The sequence below is a fragment of the Paraburkholderia sp. RL18-101-BIB-B genome (assembly GCF_046026985.1).
GTDB lineage: Bacteria > Pseudomonadota > Gammaproteobacteria > Burkholderiales > Burkholderiaceae > Paraburkholderia.
Window position 1 is genome coordinate 43607 of sequence record NZ_JARESV010000024.1, and the last position, 17816, is coordinate 61422.

13 protein-coding genes are annotated in these 17816 nt (G+C 63.9%); 9 read left to right on the plus strand and 4 right to left on the minus strand.

Going from position 1 to position 17816, the window contains the following annotated elements; genetic code table 11:
• Positions 1–55 precede the first annotated feature (55 nt).
• Positions 56–1357 (minus strand): MFS transporter, encoded by a 1302-nt coding sequence (locus P0D73_RS28195; protein ID WP_132373491.1) that lies wholly within the window; start codon positions 1355–1357, stop codon positions 56–58.
• A 302-nt stretch (positions 1358–1659) separates the two neighbouring features.
• Here P0D73_RS28195 and P0D73_RS28200 point away from each other — a divergent pair, with 302 nt between their 5' ends.
• Both P0D73_RS28200 and P0D73_RS28205 read left to right on the plus strand, forming a co-directional pair.
• The gene (locus P0D73_RS28200; RefSeq protein WP_132373490.1) at positions 1660–2184 is read left to right on the plus strand and encodes a GNAT family N-acetyltransferase; all 525 of its coding nucleotides are present in this window, start codon (positions 1660–1662) and stop codon (positions 2182–2184) included.
• Positions 2185–2488: 304 nt separating this feature from the next.
• Positions 2489–3601 carry a hypothetical protein gene (locus P0D73_RS28205; RefSeq protein WP_408180582.1) on the plus strand — a complete coding sequence of 371 codons (1113 nt, stop codon included), beginning with the start codon at positions 2489–2491 and terminating at the stop codon, positions 3599–3601.
• Between the two features lie 98 nt (positions 3602–3699).
• Here P0D73_RS28205 and P0D73_RS28210 read toward each other — a convergent pair whose 3' ends face one another.
• The 3 genes from P0D73_RS28210 to P0D73_RS28220 form a co-directional block, all read right to left on the minus strand.
• On the minus strand, positions 3700–4425 hold the full coding sequence (locus tag P0D73_RS28210; RefSeq protein ID WP_408433687.1) for a DUF2968 domain-containing protein: 726 nt from the start codon (positions 4423–4425) through the stop codon (positions 3700–3702).
• 529 nt (positions 4426–4954) lie between these two features.
• Positions 4955–6454 carry a gamma-glutamyl-gamma-aminobutyrate hydrolase family protein gene (locus P0D73_RS28215; protein WP_408433689.1) on the minus strand — a complete coding sequence of 500 codons (1500 nt, stop codon included), beginning with the start codon at positions 6452–6454 and terminating at the stop codon, positions 4955–4957.
• A gap of 147 nt (positions 6455–6601) precedes the next feature.
• Positions 6602–8359: a cation:proton antiporter gene (locus tag P0D73_RS28220; protein ID WP_132373486.1), complete on the minus strand. Its 1758-nt coding sequence runs from the start codon at positions 8357–8359 to the stop codon at positions 6602–6604.
• 205 nt (positions 8360–8564) lie between these two features.
• Between P0D73_RS28220 and P0D73_RS28225 the strand changes: the two genes are divergently transcribed.
• The 7 genes from P0D73_RS28225 to xdhB all read left to right on the plus strand — a co-directional run bounded on the left by P0D73_RS28225 (position 8565) and on the right by xdhB (position 17763).
• The gene (locus P0D73_RS28225) at positions 8565–9251 is read left to right on the plus strand and encodes a DUF2848 domain-containing protein (protein WP_408433692.1); all 687 of its coding nucleotides are present in this window, start codon (positions 8565–8567) and stop codon (positions 9249–9251) included.
• Between the two features lie 7 nt (positions 9252–9258).
• A complete protein-coding gene (locus tag P0D73_RS28230; RefSeq protein WP_408433695.1) occupies positions 9259–10608 on the plus strand; it encodes an MFS transporter in 1350 nt (449 codons plus the stop codon).
• A gap of 67 nt (positions 10609–10675) precedes the next feature.
• On the plus strand, positions 10676–11356 hold the full coding sequence (locus P0D73_RS28235; RefSeq protein ID WP_132373483.1) for a GntR family transcriptional regulator: 681 nt from the start codon (positions 10676–10678) through the stop codon (positions 11354–11356).
• An 88-nt stretch (positions 11357–11444) separates the two neighbouring features.
• Entirely contained in the window at positions 11445–12824 is a 1380-nt protein-coding gene (locus P0D73_RS28240) for an amidase (RefSeq protein WP_408317182.1), read from the plus strand.
• Between the two features lie 100 nt (positions 12825–12924).
• On the plus strand, positions 12925–13434 hold the full coding sequence (locus P0D73_RS28245; RefSeq protein ID WP_132373482.1) for a disulfide bond formation protein B: 510 nt from the start codon (positions 12925–12927) through the stop codon (positions 13432–13434).
• 376 nt (positions 13435–13810) lie between these two features.
• Positions 13811–15358, plus strand: coding sequence for a xanthine dehydrogenase small subunit (xdhA, locus tag P0D73_RS28250; RefSeq protein WP_408317143.1), 1548 nt, complete (start codon positions 13811–13813; stop codon positions 15356–15358).
• Positions 15358–17763 carry a xanthine dehydrogenase molybdopterin binding subunit gene (gene xdhB / locus P0D73_RS28255; protein WP_408433698.1) on the plus strand — a complete coding sequence of 802 codons (2406 nt, stop codon included), beginning with the start codon at positions 15358–15360 and terminating at the stop codon, positions 17761–17763. The genes xdhA and xdhB overlap by 1 nt, the downstream gene beginning before the upstream one ends.
• The last annotated feature ends 53 nt before the right edge of the window (positions 17764–17816 follow it).

The window sequence follows — 17816 nt, forward strand, 5'->3', positions numbered from 1 at the left end:
GTTCGTGAGAACGCGGGGTTTTTTACTTGCCCGGCCGAATCGTGAACGGTGAAGCTCAGGCCGTCCGATATTGATTGCGCGATTCCGGCGTGCGATACAGCACCAACGTCGCGATCAACCCGCAAATCGCCGCCACGCCCAGGAACAGACCCGGCGCCGCCTTGTTGCCGGTAGTGTGAATCAACAGCGTCGAGATGGCCGGCGTGAAACCGCCTATCGTCGTGGCGAGGCTGTAGGCGAGCGAGAAACCGGCGGTCCGCACTTCGACCGGCATGACTTCAGTCAGCGCCACGACCATCCCGCCGTTATAGCTGCCGTACAGGAACGACAGCCACAGTTCGACCTCCAGCAGACGCGCGAACGACGGGTCCGCCACCAGCCACTGCAGCGCCGGATACGCGGTGATGATGGTCAGAATCGTGAACGCCAGCAGCACCGGACGCCGTCCGATACGGTCGGACAGCGCGCCCGCGAGCGGCAGCCAGATCAGATTCGACAGGCCGATACAGACCGTGACGACGAGCGTGTCGATCGACGACAGCTTCAGCACTTCCTTGCCGAAGGTCGGCGTGTACGCCGTGATCATGTAGAACGACACGGTGGTCATGATCACCATGCCCATGCCGCCCAGCACGATGCCCCAGTTGGCGGCCATCGTCTTCATGATCTCGCCCATCTTCGGATGATGCTTGCGCGCCTTGAATTCCTCGGTTTCCTGCAGCGAACGGCGGATCAGGAACAGGAACGGCACGATCAGGCAGCCGATCAGGAAGGGCACGCGCCAGCCCCACGCGGTCATCTGGTCAGCCGGCAACAGCTTGTTCAGGAACACACCGATCAGCGCGGCGAACACCACGGCAACCTGCTGGCTGCCCGACTGCCACGCGCAGTAGAAGCCCTTGTTGCCCTTGGTGGCGATCTCCGACAGATACACCGACACGCCGCCCAGTTCGACCCCGGCGGAGAAACCTTGCAACAGCCGGCCGCCCAGAACGAGCACTGGCGCGAGCAAGCCGATCGTCGCGTAACCTGGAATCGACGCGACCGTGAGCGTGCCGAGCGCCATCAAACCGAGGGTGAGGATCAGGCCTTTGCGCCGGCCGTGATGATCGATGTATGCGCCGAGCACGATCGCGCCGAGCGGTCGCATCAGGAAGCCCGCGCCGAACACCGACAGCGACAGCATCAGCGAGGCGAATTCGTTGCCGCTCGGAAAGTAGGTCTTGGCGATCGCCGAAGCGTAATAGCCGTAGACCATGAAGTCGTACATCTCAAGAAAGTTACCGCTGACAACGCGGAATACTGTCTTGACCTTGGATTCTTGGGATGAGGAAGTGGCGTGTGACGCAGTAGACATGACATTCTCTGATGGGCCTGTCGCCACGAAAGAACCGGTGGCGGGCAGGCAGTTGAAACGATCCACTGGGTTCGGCAAAGCGGATGCCTCGGGCGGATAGAACAACGCGCCCGGGGGCGCTGCATTTTCATGCTGAACGCATTCTCACGGTATCAGGGTAAACGTTGTGAATCATGCGGCGCCCGCTCCACGTAATGTTACCGTTGAAGCCGCTGTCGCGTAATGCATACAGTTTCCTTACACGTGTCGCCGGCCGTCGCGCTAACATTTGCAGTCAGGCATTTCCGCAGATCACTACCCCGATGCGAACCACCCCCGCTCTTTCGCTGCGCCCCGCAACTCTCGCGGATGCCGCGCTCATTGCTTCGATCCACAGCACAAGTTGGCAGGCCACCTATCGCAGCCTGTTGCCCGACGCATTTCTCGACGGCCAGGTCACGCGCGAGCGCGCAGCCTATTGGGAAGCGCGCCTGAGCGCGCCCGGCGGCGAACGCCGCATCGTCCTGATCGCCGAACTCGCGGGCGAGCCGACGGGTTTTGTTTGTGTCGAACGTCAACCGGAATCTGCGTGGGGCGTGCTGCTCGATAACCTGCACACGCTGCCGGACTATCAGGGCATCGGCGTCGGCAAGCTGCTGATGCATGCCGCCGAGGACTGGGCTCGCGCGCAGGGCGAGACGCAACTCTATCTGTATGTGCTCGAAGGGAATACGCCGGCGATCGGCTTCTATGAACGGCAAGGCTGGCAGTTCGTCGGCGCCGAACCGGATCATATGGGCGGCGTGGATATTACAGCGTTGCGCTACGTTTACAGGCTCGATCGATAGGACAAGCGTGGCCCGGTTGAGCGTCGTCCGGGTTTAACTTAAACCCGGACGAATCGGCGGATCTCTTCGGAGATTTCCAGTCAGTAAGTCGGGCGCATCGAAGTATCATCCTTCGCACCCCTACGGCTTCACAGTGACACGCCCATGCGCCCGTGTGCTCGTCCAGAGCGCAATGCTGCGGTTCGGCGTCGACGTACGGCGTGCATGTCTGGTATTCCAACGCGCATCGCACCGAGGCCCGAGTCCCCCGCAGATCCCGGGACCGCCGATCGGCGGCCCCTTTAAGAGGCGCTGGAAAAGACCGATGTCCACCATTCCTTTCACCCCGATCCAAGGCTACCTGGCCATGCCGCGCTCGCGTCCGCTCGGTCATGTGCCGGCGTCGTTCGGCCGGGACTGGGCACTGCTTCCGCCTGGCTACAGTTTGCGGGCGGAACTCAAGGCACTCTACGCCGCCATGCTGCGCACGTTCTGCATGAGCGATCAGGCCATTCGCTCGCTTTGCCGATGGTCGCCGTCGGACGAGCGGCGCGCAACTGCGGCGCCGGCTCCGGTGCTTGAAACACCATTCGAAGCCGCTGCGCAAATGGCTGCGTCCGCTGCGGCCGTCCCGCCGTTTCCGCTGCATGCGTACGCGACGGCGGCGCGCGGGTCCGGCCATCATTGGAGTGCGTTGGCGGGCGGTGCATGCGTGCTCGGCGGCGCTGCGATGCTGGGATGGATCGGGTTCGATCATCTGATGCATCGTGACACGGCCACTCATGTGGATTTCGCGGGCAAGGCCTCGGACAAACGCGACTCGCAGCCGGCGAAATTTCAGCCACCGGCGGCAGTTACCGCTCGCGCAGTGGATAGCGCTGCGGCAGGCACGTCTGCGGCAGTCGCGGCATCAATGCCTGCACTCCCGAGCGCGGCTCCTCGGTTCGCGGCGGCATCCAGTCCTGCGGCCGCGACAGTGCCGATACCTGCTTCGACTTCAGCGCCCGCATTGCGCTTCGCTCCGGCGCATGGCTTCGCTGACAAAGCCGTCTCACATCGCCGTAAGCTCATTCGCGAGAAGAGCGGCAGGCAATACGGCGCAATCCCCCCGCGCACCGCGCGGTTCGCCGCCGCAGACCAAACGTCGCACGCAGCGGCAATTGCTGATGACATCGCACGCGGCGCGCTCCCGAAAGTCGCGGCAAACGTGTCGCTGAAGCCGTCGGCTGCCGGAGCCTATTCACCTCTCGGCCCGGCTCGGCTCGGTGTCGACGAATACGCGGGGGTAACGATGTCCGCTGCAACACACGTCCGCGATACGGCGCCGATGCCGCGCACCGGCTCGTCAATCCATGCGTCCGGCACCAGCGGGACCGAATGGATGAACCATCTTTCACAGCGACGCGTGACCGACGTTCCGGATCAATTCGCAAAGTAGGCACGACACGATCGGACAGGTGGCGTAGTACAAAAAAAGCCCGGACATTCACGAATTCACGAATTCACGAATGGCCGGGCTTTTTTGCGTTGATGCATTTACTTCTGAATCGGCAATCCCATTTCGGTTTGCCGCTGCAATTGCATCACTTCGCCCTGCACCTGGCGCAACTGCGCCTGCGCCCTTTCCTTGTCCGCGTGCAGCGCGGCCACTTCACCTTGCGTTTGACGCTGATAGTCGTTGACCTTGGCCTGCTGGGTGCGCGCCACGTCGAGATCGGCTTGCAAGCGTTTCGCGCGATCTTCGGACATCGCAATGACGTCTTCGATGTATGCCTTCTGCGCCTGCAACTGCGTGCGGCGAATCTCGACATCCGCGAGTTGCGCGGTCTGCTGGGCAAAGCCCGCATAGATCGCTTCCGCGCGCGCCGCGTCCTCGGACTTGATCACCCGCCAGAAATGCTTGTCCTGAAATAACGCTACGTAATACGTCATTTCCCGCGGATAGAAAAACAGACTGGCGCCGTAGCTGCCGTTATACGTGGTGCGTAGTTCGCTCAGCTTCGCATCGTGAATCATCTGCATCAGTTCGGCGACGTTACCTTGCGCATCGCCGGCCGTGGCCGGCGCGGCCGACGTGGCTGATGCCGCGTTGCGCAGCGCATCTGCCACGGGCTGCGGCGTCAGGGTGTTGATGGCCGGCCGTGTGCCGACCATCGGCGCGGCCTCGTCGCCTTGCGCGGCCAGCACGAAACCGCCCTGCTGCAACAGCGCACACGAGGTCGCGAGCAGCATGGCGCGCCGTACTAATAAGGGATACTTCATACGTGCATGCTCCATGCGAATCCAAAACAGCCGCAGATTATCGCGCGGATTCCCCTTTAAGCGAAGCATTCAAATGCCACACGGACGGACTTTAAATCGAGATAAATCGCCAGCGAATGATTTGATCAAGTCGGCCCATCCATCGCGAAATAAACGAGTTCGGATAAGACGAAAATGCGACGTTCCGTCTCGTGCGGACGAATCGGAATTTACGCTAAGGTTGTACGAATTCAGCCGTAAGTGAATTCGCAATATGGAGATAGAGTGACTGATACTGAGATGCGCGCACTCGGGTCAATAAAAACCTCGCATTCCTGACTATCTATCCCGATATCGGCGAGATGTCCGCGACTCCGAAAACTAGAAATGCCGCACGAATTAGCAGACTGATACAAACGGCCAGCGAGAAGCCAGCCATCAAAAACAGCAAGAGAAAAACACAAAAGGCGCACCGCTGCAAACCGCAGCGGCGCGCCTCTAACAAACCAAACATTCGGCCATCCAACCCCAACTCACCAGCCCCGCAACCTCAAAACCGCGTCTCGCGCGCCACGCGCAGGAACGTATCGAGCAACGGCGTGCAGTCGAGCAACTCCGGACCGCCCGCGCGATGAAACTCCGGATGCCATTGCACGCCCATCACGAACGGCGCGCGCCGGTAGCGCACGGCTTCGATGATGCCATCTGACGCCGACACCGCTTCGATATTGAGATCGCGGCCGAGCGTTTTGACCGCCTGATGGTGGATCGAGTTGACGATCGCATCGCGCCGGCCCGGGAACATGTTGGCGAGCGTCGAACCGTCCGGAAAGTGGATCCCGTGCCGATGCTGATCGTAGTTCTCATTGACGTGCGTACCCGCGGTCGGCACATCGGTGGCGATGTCCTGATACAAGGTCCCGCCGAACGCCACGTTGATCAGTTGACAGCCACGGCACACGCCGAGCACCGGCTTGCCCGATTCGACGAACTCATGCAGCAGTTCGAGTTCGTACATGTCGCGCACGCGGTCGCCGGGCCACTCGTGGCTGGTTGCCTGTTCCGCGTAAGACTGCGGCGAGACGTCGGCGCCGCCTTGCAGCAGCAGCCCGTCGAGATGCTTCGCATAATCGCGCAAACGGATATTGCTCGGATGCAGCATGCCCTGATGACCGACCGTCGGGATCATGAACACCAGCACGTCGCGCGACATCACCCAGTGCGCGATCGATTCCTCGAGATACTGCAGCGTCTTGCCCCGCAGACCCTTCGCGCCCGGCTCCGGATGGAAGATGCGCGCCGACACGCCGATGCGCAGCGTACGCTGCGTAATCCGCTGGCCGGCACGATCGAACAACTGACGCGCGCGCGCCGCGACGATCCGGCCGAACACGGTCCACGCCGAATCATTGTGCTTCAGATAGCGTGGCGGCGACGGCGGCAATGCATTGGGCGGCGGCGGGTTGGACGCGGTGAAGTCTGGCGCCGCGCCGAACCCCGGCGGCGGCGAGCCAGCCCGACGTTCGGACGAGGCCGAGACCTCTTCGACCACGGTAGCGTCTTCAACGGAACTGACCAGTTCGCCGTCGACAGGTTCGCTGCTTCCGACCGTCGGCGGCGGTCTCATCGCATGGACACCGGCACGCCGCGCTTCATGTTCATGAACCGCCGCCTCCTGCTTCGCGGTGGATGCCGCAGCCGCGCTGCGTGCTTCGGCCGCATCGCGTCGCCGCGCCGTTTGCGGATCGGTGGGCGTGACGGCCGACGCGCTGTTGGGATCGTCCGTCGACGATCGCACGGCAGCCGCCTCGGCGGCCGGCGTCGCGGTGGACGCAGCGGGCGTAGGAGCGGCTGGAGCACCCGGCGGCGTTACCTTGTCTTTGATTGGAGACCGGATGGCATCTTCGTGCGAGAGGGGTAGCGAGGCTGCCGGATCGGCCGGCGTGGAGCCGGGTGTCGACACGCCGGGCGTTCCGGACGGCGCGGGCGACGGCGAAGGCGGCGTTGGATTGCCGGGCTTGCCGGCATTTTCAGGTTTGTTTTCGCTCATGACAGTCAGACAGGCGCCTTCACGCGAACGAATGAATATGCCCTGATTATCCGCTAGCGAGGCAAGCGCCGCAAACCCGCACACAATTGCTCACATTGTTGCGGGGCCATGAGGAACCCAACCTGGAGAACCGCCGGCAAGTTTGACTTAAGGATCCGGCTGCTCTTCAAATGTCTCGCGCAAGGCGATCTGCATCGCCGCGTGGATTTTCACGCACCAGCGCCAGACCAGCGCCAGCAGCAACGCGGCGCAGACCAGCACCGCGGCAAGCAGGCCGGTCGGCGGCAGAATGCCGCCGGAAAGCGCCGCGACCAGCAGAAACACGCCGACCATCGAGACCACCGGCACCAGATCGGAGATCGCGTAGCGGATCGCGCTCGTGAAGCGCCCCGCCGTTGCCGGTTGCACGCTGACTTCGGCGAGCAGCAAGGCGAGCGACTTGGTCTTGCGGTACACCGCCACCAGAAACGGCATCGACACGACCAGCGCGACGCTCCATAACACCACGCGCTGCATCGGCTCGGAACTCAACCAGTGCGCGAGCCACGCGCTGGTATAAGGCGCGCTATACGACACGGTCAGAAAAATAGCGGCGACGAGCGCCAGATTGACGGCGATCTGCAGAATGATCCGCCGCGTCATGCTGAACAAAGTGGGTTCACCGCTTCCCGTGCTCAAGCTACGCAGCCATTGTCCATACATGCCGAACACGTTAGCGAGCGTGCGCGGCATGGCGTGACCGAGGCGCTGCGTCAGCGGGTCGGCCGCGCGGATCAGATACGGCGTGAACAGCGTGGTCAACGCGGACACCGCCACCGCGATCGGATACAGAAACGCGCTTGTCACCTTCAGCGTCAAACCGAGCGACGCGATGATGAACGAGAACTCGCCGATCTGCGAGACGGTCATGCCGACGCGCATCGCCGTGCGTCCGTCCTTGCCGGCGAGAAAAGTGCCGAGCCCGCACGACACGATCTTGCCGACGATCACCGCGACCGTGATCACCGCGATCGGCCACGCGTAGTCGACCAGCACGGCCGGATTCAGCATCAAGCCGATCGTCACGAAGAAGATCGCGGAAAACGCGTCGCGCAGCGGTGCGATCAGATGCTCGATCCGATGCAGATGGCGTGATTCGGCCATGATCGCGCCGATCAGGAACGCGCCGAGCGCGATGCTGTAGTCGAGCTTCACGACCAGCAGACAGAAGCCGAAGCAGAACCCGAGCACCGAGACGAGCAGCATCTCGTCGCTCTTCGCGCGCGCCACGTAGTTCAAGGCGCGCGGCACGACCAGAATGCCGACCACCAGCGACACCGTCATGAACAGCAGCAGCTTGCCGAGCGTGACCATGGCGACGCCCGCGCTCAATTGCCCCGTCTGCGCGATACCTGACAGCAGCACCAGCATCGCGATGGCAAGAATGTCCTCGACGATCAGAATGCCGAACACCAGTTGCGCGAAGCTCTCGCGTTTCAGGCCCAGTTCGGAGAGCGCCTTGACGATGATGGTGGTCGACGAGATGGCGAGGATCGCGCCGAGGAACAGCGAATCCATCGAACTCCAGCCGAACGCGCTGCCGATCTCGTAACCGATCCACAGCATCAGCACGATCTCGGAGAGTGCTGCGACGATCGCCGTCGCGCCGACCTTGAAGAGTTTGCGCAGGCTGAATTCGAGGCCGAGCGAAAACATCAGGAACACCACGCCGAGTTCGCCGAGCGTCTGAATGGTCTGCTCGTCGTGGATCAGCTGAAACGGCGGCGTGTACGGCCCGATGATCACGCCGGCCGCGATGTAGCCGAGCACCACCGGCTGTTTCAGGCGATGGAACAGCACGGTGACGACGCCGGCGAGCGCCATCACGACCGCCAGGTCCTGAATGAAGCCGATGCCATGGTGCATGGATGCGTTCCTTACAAAAAGTAATGTTGAAAAACGCAGTTTAACAAACCAGCACGACAAGCCGCCGCGCGCCAACGTCCGTACGGCATCGGACTGCCGCCGAGCCGCACATCTCATCCGCCACGCAGAAGAATGTTTTTGACACGCTGGACTCCTGTGAAATATCACAATAATATTTGCAGCATATTTCCTTTGGAGTCGAGCAATGCAGCAGGTGTCCTTCAATGTTGTAGACCGGTCCGGCGGCAGTCGCGCCGCGATCGCCGAGGTGAATCGTCTGACTATTGCCGGTTGGGCCGGCCGCGATCAGGCCGCGATTGAGCATCACATCGCCGAACTGGCTGAACTCGGCGTGAAGCGGCCGTCCACCACGCCGTGCTTCTACCGCCTCGGCGCGGAATTACTGACGCAGGCCGAACAGATCGACGTGGTCGGCGTGAAGTCGAGCGGCGAAGCCGAATGCGTGCTGGTGCATTCGAAAGCGGGCCTGCTCGTCAGCGTCGGTTCGGACCACACCGACCGCGAAGTCGAGGCCTATGGCGTCACCGTCTCCAAACAGATCTGCCCCAAGCCGGTGTCGCGCGACGCCTGGCGTTTCGACGATGTGTCCGGTCACTGGGACCAGCTCGAACTGCGCGCTTACGCAGTGACAAACGGCGAGCGGCGCGTCTATCAGCAAGGCAGCGTGGCATCGCTGCTGCCGGCCGCCGATCTGCTCACGCGCGCGCCGCTCGCGCAAGGCGCGGCGATGTTCTGCGGCACGCTGGCGGTACAGGGTGGCATCGTCGGCATGGCCGACGGCGACGCGCTCGAACTCGAATTGCACGATCCCGTCCTGAACCGCACGCTGCGCCACGCCTATCGCGTGCGCGCGCTACCTATTGTCGAATGAGGCACCCATGAATTCCCCTTCGCTATCCGCCGCCGACGCGTCTTCCGACGCGTGGCTCGAAGCCGCCGCCCTGCGCAAGATCACGTGGCGCATCATGCCGTTCCTGTTTCTCGTCTACGTGCTGTCGTATCTGGACCGCGTCAACATCGGTTACGCGAAGCTGCAGTTCACCGGCGACCTCGGCCTGTCGAACGCGGCGTACGGACTCGGCGCGGGGATCTTTTTCTTCGGCTACTTCGTGTTCGAAGTGCCGAGCAATCTGCTGCTGAAGAAGTTCGGCGCGCGCGCCACGATCGCCCGCATCACGATGCTGTGGGGCCTGCTGTCGTGTCTGATGATGTTCGTGCGCTCGGAAACGATGTTCTACGTGCTGCGCTTTTTCCTTGGCGTCGCCGAAGCCGGTCTGGTGCCGGGCGTGGTGCTCTATCTGACCTTCTGGTTTCCGTCGGACCGACGCGCGCGCATGGTGGCCGTGTTCATGGCGGCGATTCCGGTGGCGGGCATCATCGGCGCGCCGTTGTCGGGCTTTCTGATGTCGGCGCTGCATGAAGCGCACGGTTTGCGTGGCTGGCAGTGGATGTTCCTGATCGAAGGCATTCCGTCCATTCTTGCCGGTTTCTGGGCGCTCGCCGTGCTGCGTAACACGCCCGCCGAAGCCGCCTGGCTCAGCGACGACGAAAAGCGCGTGATTCTCGGCCGTCTCGCGCGGGAAAACACCGCTGCCGCGGCGGCCGGCGCGGAGCATAGCCTCTCGGTGGCGTTGCGTTCGGGCCGCTTCTGGCTGCTCACGCTGATCTATTTCTGTCTCGTCACGGGCAATGCGGGCTTTTCGTTCTGGCTGCCGCAGATCGTCAAGGATCTGGGCGTGACGAACCTCGTCACCAATGGCTTCGTCACCGCGATTCCGTATCTGGCGGCGGGCATCGGCATGATCCTGATCGGGCGCTCGTCGGACATCACCGGCGAGCGGCGCTGGCACTACGCCGTGTGCTGCTTCATCGGCGCGGCGGGCCTGCTCGGCAGCGCCTCGGTGACCAATTCGATTCCGCTCGCGGTCACGGGCTTGTCGATCGCGTATATCGGCATTCTGGCGGGCTTCGGCATCTTCTGGTCGATGTCGACGACCTTCCTGCAAGGCTCGGCCGCGGTCGCCGGGATTGCCGTGATCAATTCGATCGCGAACCTGGCGGGCTATGTGAGCCCGTATGTGCTCGGCATCGTCAAGGACGCGACGCATAGCGTGACGTTCGGGCTCGTGCTGATCGCGGGGGCGCTGATCGTCGGCGGGCTGGTCACGCTGATGATGCCGCGTGTGAAGGTGCAGCATGCGGCGACGGTTTCGCCGAGCCGCGCCTGATTTGCCCGCGTCGTACACGCAAAACCTTGCTCTACAATGCGGACGACATCGCCCGCTTCCACTTCACATGACGCTTTTGCAGACTGCCCGCCCTTCCACGCCCGCCCGCGCGACCGCTGCCGCGAGTCTCGCCGAGCAGGCCTATGCGTTCGTCAAGCGCGAGATCATCACCATGCGCCTGCGGCCGAGCGAGGTGCTCAACGAAGCGGAACTGATGGCGCTGACCGGCATCGGCAGGACGCCGGTGCATCAAGCGCTGCATCGGCTGGTGCACGAAGGCATGCTGACCATCATGCCGCGCAAGGGCATCATGGTCCGTCCGGTCTCGCTCGACGACGTGCTGGCGATCATCGACGTGCGCCTCGTGAACGAAAGCTACTGCGTCGAGCTGGCCGCGCGCCACGCGCAACAGCACGACTACGACGCGATGCAGGCGCTGCTGGACCGCTCGGCCGTGTGCGTCGCCGCGCACGATATCGAAGGCATGATGGATATCGACCGCGAGTTTCATCTGGCGATCTCAGCCGCCTCGCGCAACCCGGTGCTGGCCGACATCCTGCGCGGGCTACACGAGCGCTCGCTGCGCTTCTGGTTCATTTCGCTGTCCGAGCCGCATCATCTGGAAGACGTGCACGAGGAACATCTCGAACTGTTTGGTCTGCTGCGCGAACGCGATGCCGAAGGCGCGCGGCAATCGGTGCAAAAGCATATCGAAGCGTTTCGCGCGACACTCTTCAATCGCATGTGATCGACCGCATTCAAGCCACCGCATCCAAGCTCACGCATCTAGCCCAATGACCGGCATTGCCCGGTTCAACCGGATTTCTACCGACATCATGGCCACTGAATTCACACCCTTTCCGCCGCTAGCCCAACTTGCCGCCGACCTCGCCACCGGCCGCACCACGAGCCGCGCGCTCGTCGAGACTGCGCTCGAACGGATCGCCGATCCGGCCGGCCAGGGCGCCGCCGTCTTCATGCATGTCGATGCCGACAGCGCCCGCGCCGCCGCCGACGCGCACGACCGTCTGCGCGCCGCCGGCACCGTGCTTTCGCCGCTCGCCGGGATTCCGGTGTCGGTCAAAGACCTGTTCGATATCGAAGGCCAACCGACCCGCGCCGGTTCCGCGGTGCTCGCCGACGCCCCCGCCGCCAAGACGGACGCCGTCGCGGTCGCGCGTTTGAAGCGCGCGGGCGCCGTGATCGTCGGCCGGACCAATATGAGCGAGTTCGCGTTTTCCGGACTTGGCCTGAACCCGCACTACGGCAACCCGCTGTCGCCGTACCAGCGCGGAGTGAAGGGCGACGAGCGGATTTCGGGCGGTTCGTCGTCGGGCGCGGCGGCTTCCGTCGCGGACGGCATGGCGGCCGTCGCGCTCGGCACCGACACCGGCGGGTCGATCCGCATTCCGGCTGCCCTGTGCGGCCTGACCGGCTTCAAGCCGACCGCCGACCGGATTCCCAAACAGGGCGGCGTGCCGCTTTCGTCGACCCTCGATTCGTTCGGGCCGATCGGCGTTTCCGTGGCGTGCTGCGCACTGGTCGACCGCATGCTGGCCGGGCTCGAACCGCGCATTCCGACCGCCCGTCCGCTCGAAGGCGTGCGCCTCGGCGTGCTGACCAATTTCGTCACGGACGGCGTCGAGCCGGCGGTCGCTGCGGCGATCGACACGGCGCTCAAGCATCTGGAAGCGGCCGGCGCGATCGTCAGCGAAGTTCGTTTCGCGCCGCTCGACCGTTTGCCCGAGATCAACCGCTTCGGGTTCTCGCCGATCGAAGCGTATGCGTGGCATCGTCCGTTGCTGGAAAAGCATCGCGACTTATACGATCCGCGCGTGCTAGTGCGCATTCTGAAGGGCCAGCCGGCCAGCGCCGCCGACTATCTGGACCTGCTCGCCGAACGCGAGACGATGCTCGCCGAGGCCGCCCGCACGCTGTGGCAGCGTTTCGACGCGGTCGTGGCGCCGACGGTGCCGGTGGTGCCGCCGCGCGTCGCCGAACTGGTCGACGACGATGACGCCTTTGGCCGCACCAACGCGCTGATCCTGCGCAATCCGAGCGTGTTCAACTTCCTCGACACCTGCGCGCTGTCGCTGCCGTGCCATCTGCGCGGCGACGCACCGGTCGGCCTGATGCTGGCCGGCGCGCCGCACGCCGACGACGCCTTGCTGGCCATCGGCCGCGGCGCCGAAGCGGTGCTCAAGTCGATTCGCTGATCAGGAAATACGTCGTAAAAGCAGGATAAGCTGGGGGGCGGGGGTTCGCGCTAGAATCGCGGGCACCCGCCCTTTCCGTTTCGAGACAGCCACACGATCCATGAATAACGACACTGCAATGCTGCGCCGCGAGCGCTCCCTGCTGGTTCTGCTTGGCCTGATCTGCGTTGCCCTCGTGGGCGGCGCGCTGTATCTGCAGTATTTTCTGCACGAAGACCCGTGCCCGTTGTGCATCATCCAGCGGTATTTCTTCCTGCTGATTGCGATCTTCGCGTTCCTCGGCGCGCGTTTTAACAGCTGGCGCGGCGTGCGTCTGCTGGAAGTGATGGCGGCCTTGTCGGCGCTGGCCGGTATCGTGACGGCCGCGCGCCATGTGTATGTTCAGGCGAATCCGGGCTTTAGCTGCGGCTTCGACGCGCTGCAGCCGCTGGTCGACAGCTTGCCGCCCGCGCATTGGCTGCCGGGCGTGTTCAAGGTCGCCGGGCTGTGCGAAACGGCCTATCCGCCGATCCTGGGTCTGACGCTGCCGCAATGGTCGCTGGTCGCATTCGTGATCGCTTTCATCCCGTTGGCGCTGACGCTGGTCCGCAATCGTCGCCGGATCGCCTGATTAGCGGTTTTTTGCCCTGCTTTGCCGCAAGAGATAACGCCGGATTGCGTGCCGCCAAACAAGGCGGCCCGAAATTCGGCGTTTTTTTGCCCGCAACAACCGTGTTTAGCGGTGCAATGACCGCCCGTTTCCCCCGCAACACCCCACCCCGCCTGGCTTTCCGCCTTCCGTCCCGTCTCACGCAACTTCCCGCCTTAGCGCGAATCGTACTTATCTCATGACCGCTTCCGAATAAGCTTCATACGACATGGGAAATATTTTTGGGACAAGGTAATGCTATCTTCGGAATTGGATGGCGATCTACGTGCGCGAGGCCGGCTTTGGCGCGACCCCATGCGTAACGCGCGCCCGGTCCGCACTGTCTTTCGGATTCGCCATGACAACGCAAACCATCCGCTTTTATCACCAGGGGTCCGTCCGTGAGGTCGCGGGCGTCCCTGCGTCGCGCACCGTGCTGCAGCACCTGCGCGAGGATCTGCATTGCACCGGCACCAAGGAAGGCTGCGCGGAAGGCGACTGCGGCGCCTGCACGGTCGTCATCGGCGAACTGGATGCGCACGGCGACCTCGCGCTGAAAGCGGTCAACGCCTGCATCCAGTTCCTGCCGACGCTGGACGGCAAGGCGCTCTTCACGGTCGAAGACCTGCGCGCCGCCGACGGCGCGCTGCATCCCGTGCAACAGGCCATGGTCGACTGCCACGGTTCGCAATGCGGCTTCTGCACGCCCGGCTTCGTGATGTCGATGTGGGCGCTGTACGAAAACCAGCCGGCCGCCGCCGGTCTGCCCACCCGTGATGAAATCAACGCCGCGCTCTCCGGCAATCTGTGCCGTTGCACCGGCTACCGGCCGATCGTCGACGCCTCGCAGAAGATGTTCGACTATCCGCAATACCCGCGCGTGACGCTCGACCGTCGGGCCGTGGTGGATCAATTGCGCGAGCTGCAACGGCGCGACACCTTCGAATACCGTGCGCCCGACACGCGCGGCGCCACGTTCGGCTCGCCCGCCTTTTATGCGCCGATTTCGCTCGATACTTTCGCGAAGCTGCGCGCCGAACATCCGCACGCACGGCTGCTCGCCGGCAGCACCGACGTCGGCCTGTGGGTCACCAAGCAATTCCGCGATCTCGGCGACATTCTGTATGTCGGCAACGTCGCCGAATTGAAGACGATCGAGCGTGATGCGCAGACGCTGACGATCGGCGCGGCCGTCACGCTCGAAGACGCGTACGCGGCGCTCGCCGTCGACTACCCCGAACTCGCCGAACTGTGGACGCGTTTCGCGTCGCTGCCGATCCGCAATGCCGGCACGCTCGGCGGCAACGTCGCGAACGGCTCGCCGATCGGCGACTCGATGCCGGCGCTGCTTGCGCTCGGCGCCGAAGTCGTGCTGCGCCACGGTCCGAAAACGCGCACGCTGCCGCTCGACGCGTTCTACCTCGGCTATCAGAAGACCGCACTCGCCGCCGGGGAATTCGTCGCAGCGCTGCGCGTGCCGCGCCCGGCGGGCAATCTGCGCTTTCGCACCTACAAAGTGTCGAAGCGCTACGATCAGGACATCTCGGCCGTGTGCGCGGCATTCGCGCTGCACCTCGGCGAAAACGGGACCATTCAGCAGGCGCGCATCGCGTTCGGCGGCATGGCGGCCACGCCGAAGCGCGCCGCGCAAACCGAAGCCGTCCTGAATGGCGCAACATGGGACGAAAGCACCGCGCGGCAAGCCATGAATGCGCTCGTCGCCGATTACCAGCCGCTCACCGACATGCGAGCTTCGAGCGCCTATCGACTGAAGGTGGCGCGCAACCTGCTGTGGCGTTTCCACCTCGAAACGCGCGATGACGCGCCGCTCGCCCTCCTCGACGTGAATGCGTTCGCGTTCGAAGCCGGCGCGCCGGACGCCGCCGTTGCGAAGGAGCCGTCGTGATGAACCGGACCGATGCTTTCGTCGAACACGCTGCGAGGCACGTCGCTCACGAAAGCGACGCATCGATCGGCGTATCGTTGCCGCATGAATCGGCCGCGCTGCATGTGAGCGGCGAAGCCACTTACACGGACGATGTACCCGAGTTGCAAGGCACGCTGCATGCTGCGCTCGGCCTGTCGCGCCATGCCCATGCGCGGATCGTGTCGATGGATCTCGACGCGGTCAGGAAAGCGCCGGGCGTGATCGCCGTGCTGACCGCCGAAGACATTCCCGGCGAGAACAATTGCGGCCCGGTGCTGCACGACGACCCGATTCTCGCCGTCGATGAAGTGCTGTATCTCGGCCAGCCGGTGTTCGCCGTGATCGCCGAAAGCCATGAACTCGCCCGCCGTGCCGCCGCGCTGGCAAAAAGCGACGACGTGGTCCGCTACGAACCGCTCGAAGCCATCCTCACGCCCGCTGATGCAAAGGCTGCGAAGCAATTCGTGCTGCCGCCGCTGCATCTCAGACGCGGCGAGCCGGATGCGAAGATCGCCGCCGCACCGCATCGCATCAGCGCCACGTTTGAAGTGGGCGGCCAGGAACAGTTCTATCTGGAAGGCCAGATCGCGTACGCCGTGCCGAAGGAAATGGACGGCATGCTCGTCTACAGTTCGACGCAGCACCCGAGCGAAATGCAGCAGGTGGTCGCGCATATGCTCGACTGGCCGGCACATAACGTGGTGTGCGAATGCCGGCGCATGGGCGGCGGCTTCGGCGGCAAGGAATCGCAATCGGCGCTGTTCGCCTGCGTGGCAGCGCTAGCGGCGAAACGGCTGCGCCGTCCGGTCAAACTGCGCGCCGACCGCGACGACGATTTCATGATCACCGGCAAGCGCCACGACGCGGTCTACGCGTACGAAGCGGGCTTCGACGACAGCGGCCGCATTCTCGGCGCGCGCGTCGAAATCGCGTTGCGAGCGGGCTATTCCGCTGATCTCTCCGGCGCCGTCGCCACGCGCGCCGTCTGCCACTTCGACAACGCGTACTACCTGTCCGATGTCGACATCGTCGCGCTGTGCTGCAAGACCAACACGCAGTCGAACACCGCGTTTCGCGGCTTCGGCGGTCCGCAAGGCGCGCTCGTGATGGAAGTGATGCTCGACAGCATCGCGCGTCAGTTGAACTGCGATCCGCTCGACGTGCGCCTCGCCAACTACTACGGCATTGGCGAGCGCGACACGACGCCGTACGGACAGCGTGTCGAAGACAACATCATCGCGCCGTTGACCGATGAACTGCTCGGCACCAGCGACTATCGCGCGCGCCGCAAAGCGGTCGCGGCCTTCAACGCAAGCAGTCCGGTGCTCAAGCGTGGCATCGCGTTCTCGCCGGTGAAGTTCGGCATCTCGTTCAACGTGCCGTTTCTGAATCAGGCCGGCGCGCTGGTGCATGTGTACAAAGACGGCTCGGTGCTCGTCAATCACGGCGGCACGGAGATGGGCCAGGGGCTCAACACCAAGGTCGCGCAAGTGGTCGCCAACGAGTTCGGCTTGCCGCTCTCCCGCGTGCGGGTCACGGCAACCGATACATCCAAGGTCGCGAACACGTCGGCGACCGCGGCTTCCACCGGCAGCGACCTGAACGGCAAAGCCGCCGAAGCCGCGGCGAAAACGATTCGCGCCAGGCTCGCGGAACTCGCGGCCAAACAACTCGGCGGTGCGGCGAACGACGTGCAATTCACCAGCGGCGAGGTGTCGGTGAACGGTGGAGCAATGCCCTTCGAACAACTGGTCGGCGCCGCCTATCTGGCGCGCGTGCAGTTGTGGTCGGACGGTTTCTACACGACGCCAAAAGTGCATTGGGACGCGAAAACGCTGACCGGTCATCCGTTTTATTACTTCGCATATGGCGCGGCGGTCTCGGAAGTCGTGATCGACACGCTGACCGGCGAATGGAAACTCGTGCGCGCGGACGTGCTGCACGACGCCGGCCAATCGATCAACCCGGCCATCGACATCGGCCAGGTGGAAGGCGGCTTCATTCAGGGCATGGGCTGGCTCACCACCGAGGAACTCTGGTGGAACCGCGATGGCCGTCTGATGACGCACGCGCCGTCGACCTACAAGATTCCGGCGGTGAGCGACACGCCCGCCGCGTTCCACGTGCAGCTTTATCAGAACCACAACGCCGAGCCGACCGTGTTCCGCTCGAAGGCCGTCGGCGAGCCGCCGTTGCTGTTGCCGTTCTCGGTGTTCCTCGCGATTCGCGACGCGATCGCGGCCGCCGTGCCGGACGCGCAACAGGCGCCGGCATTGCGCGCACCGGCCACGCCCGAAGCGATTCTCGACGCACTGGACGCCTTGCAGCCACCGGCCGCGCCGCAACCGGCAACGGAACCGGCGGCGACCGACACGACAGCTTGAGAAAATAACCCGCGGCCTAACGCGACACGAACGCACCAGGCCACACTCAACCG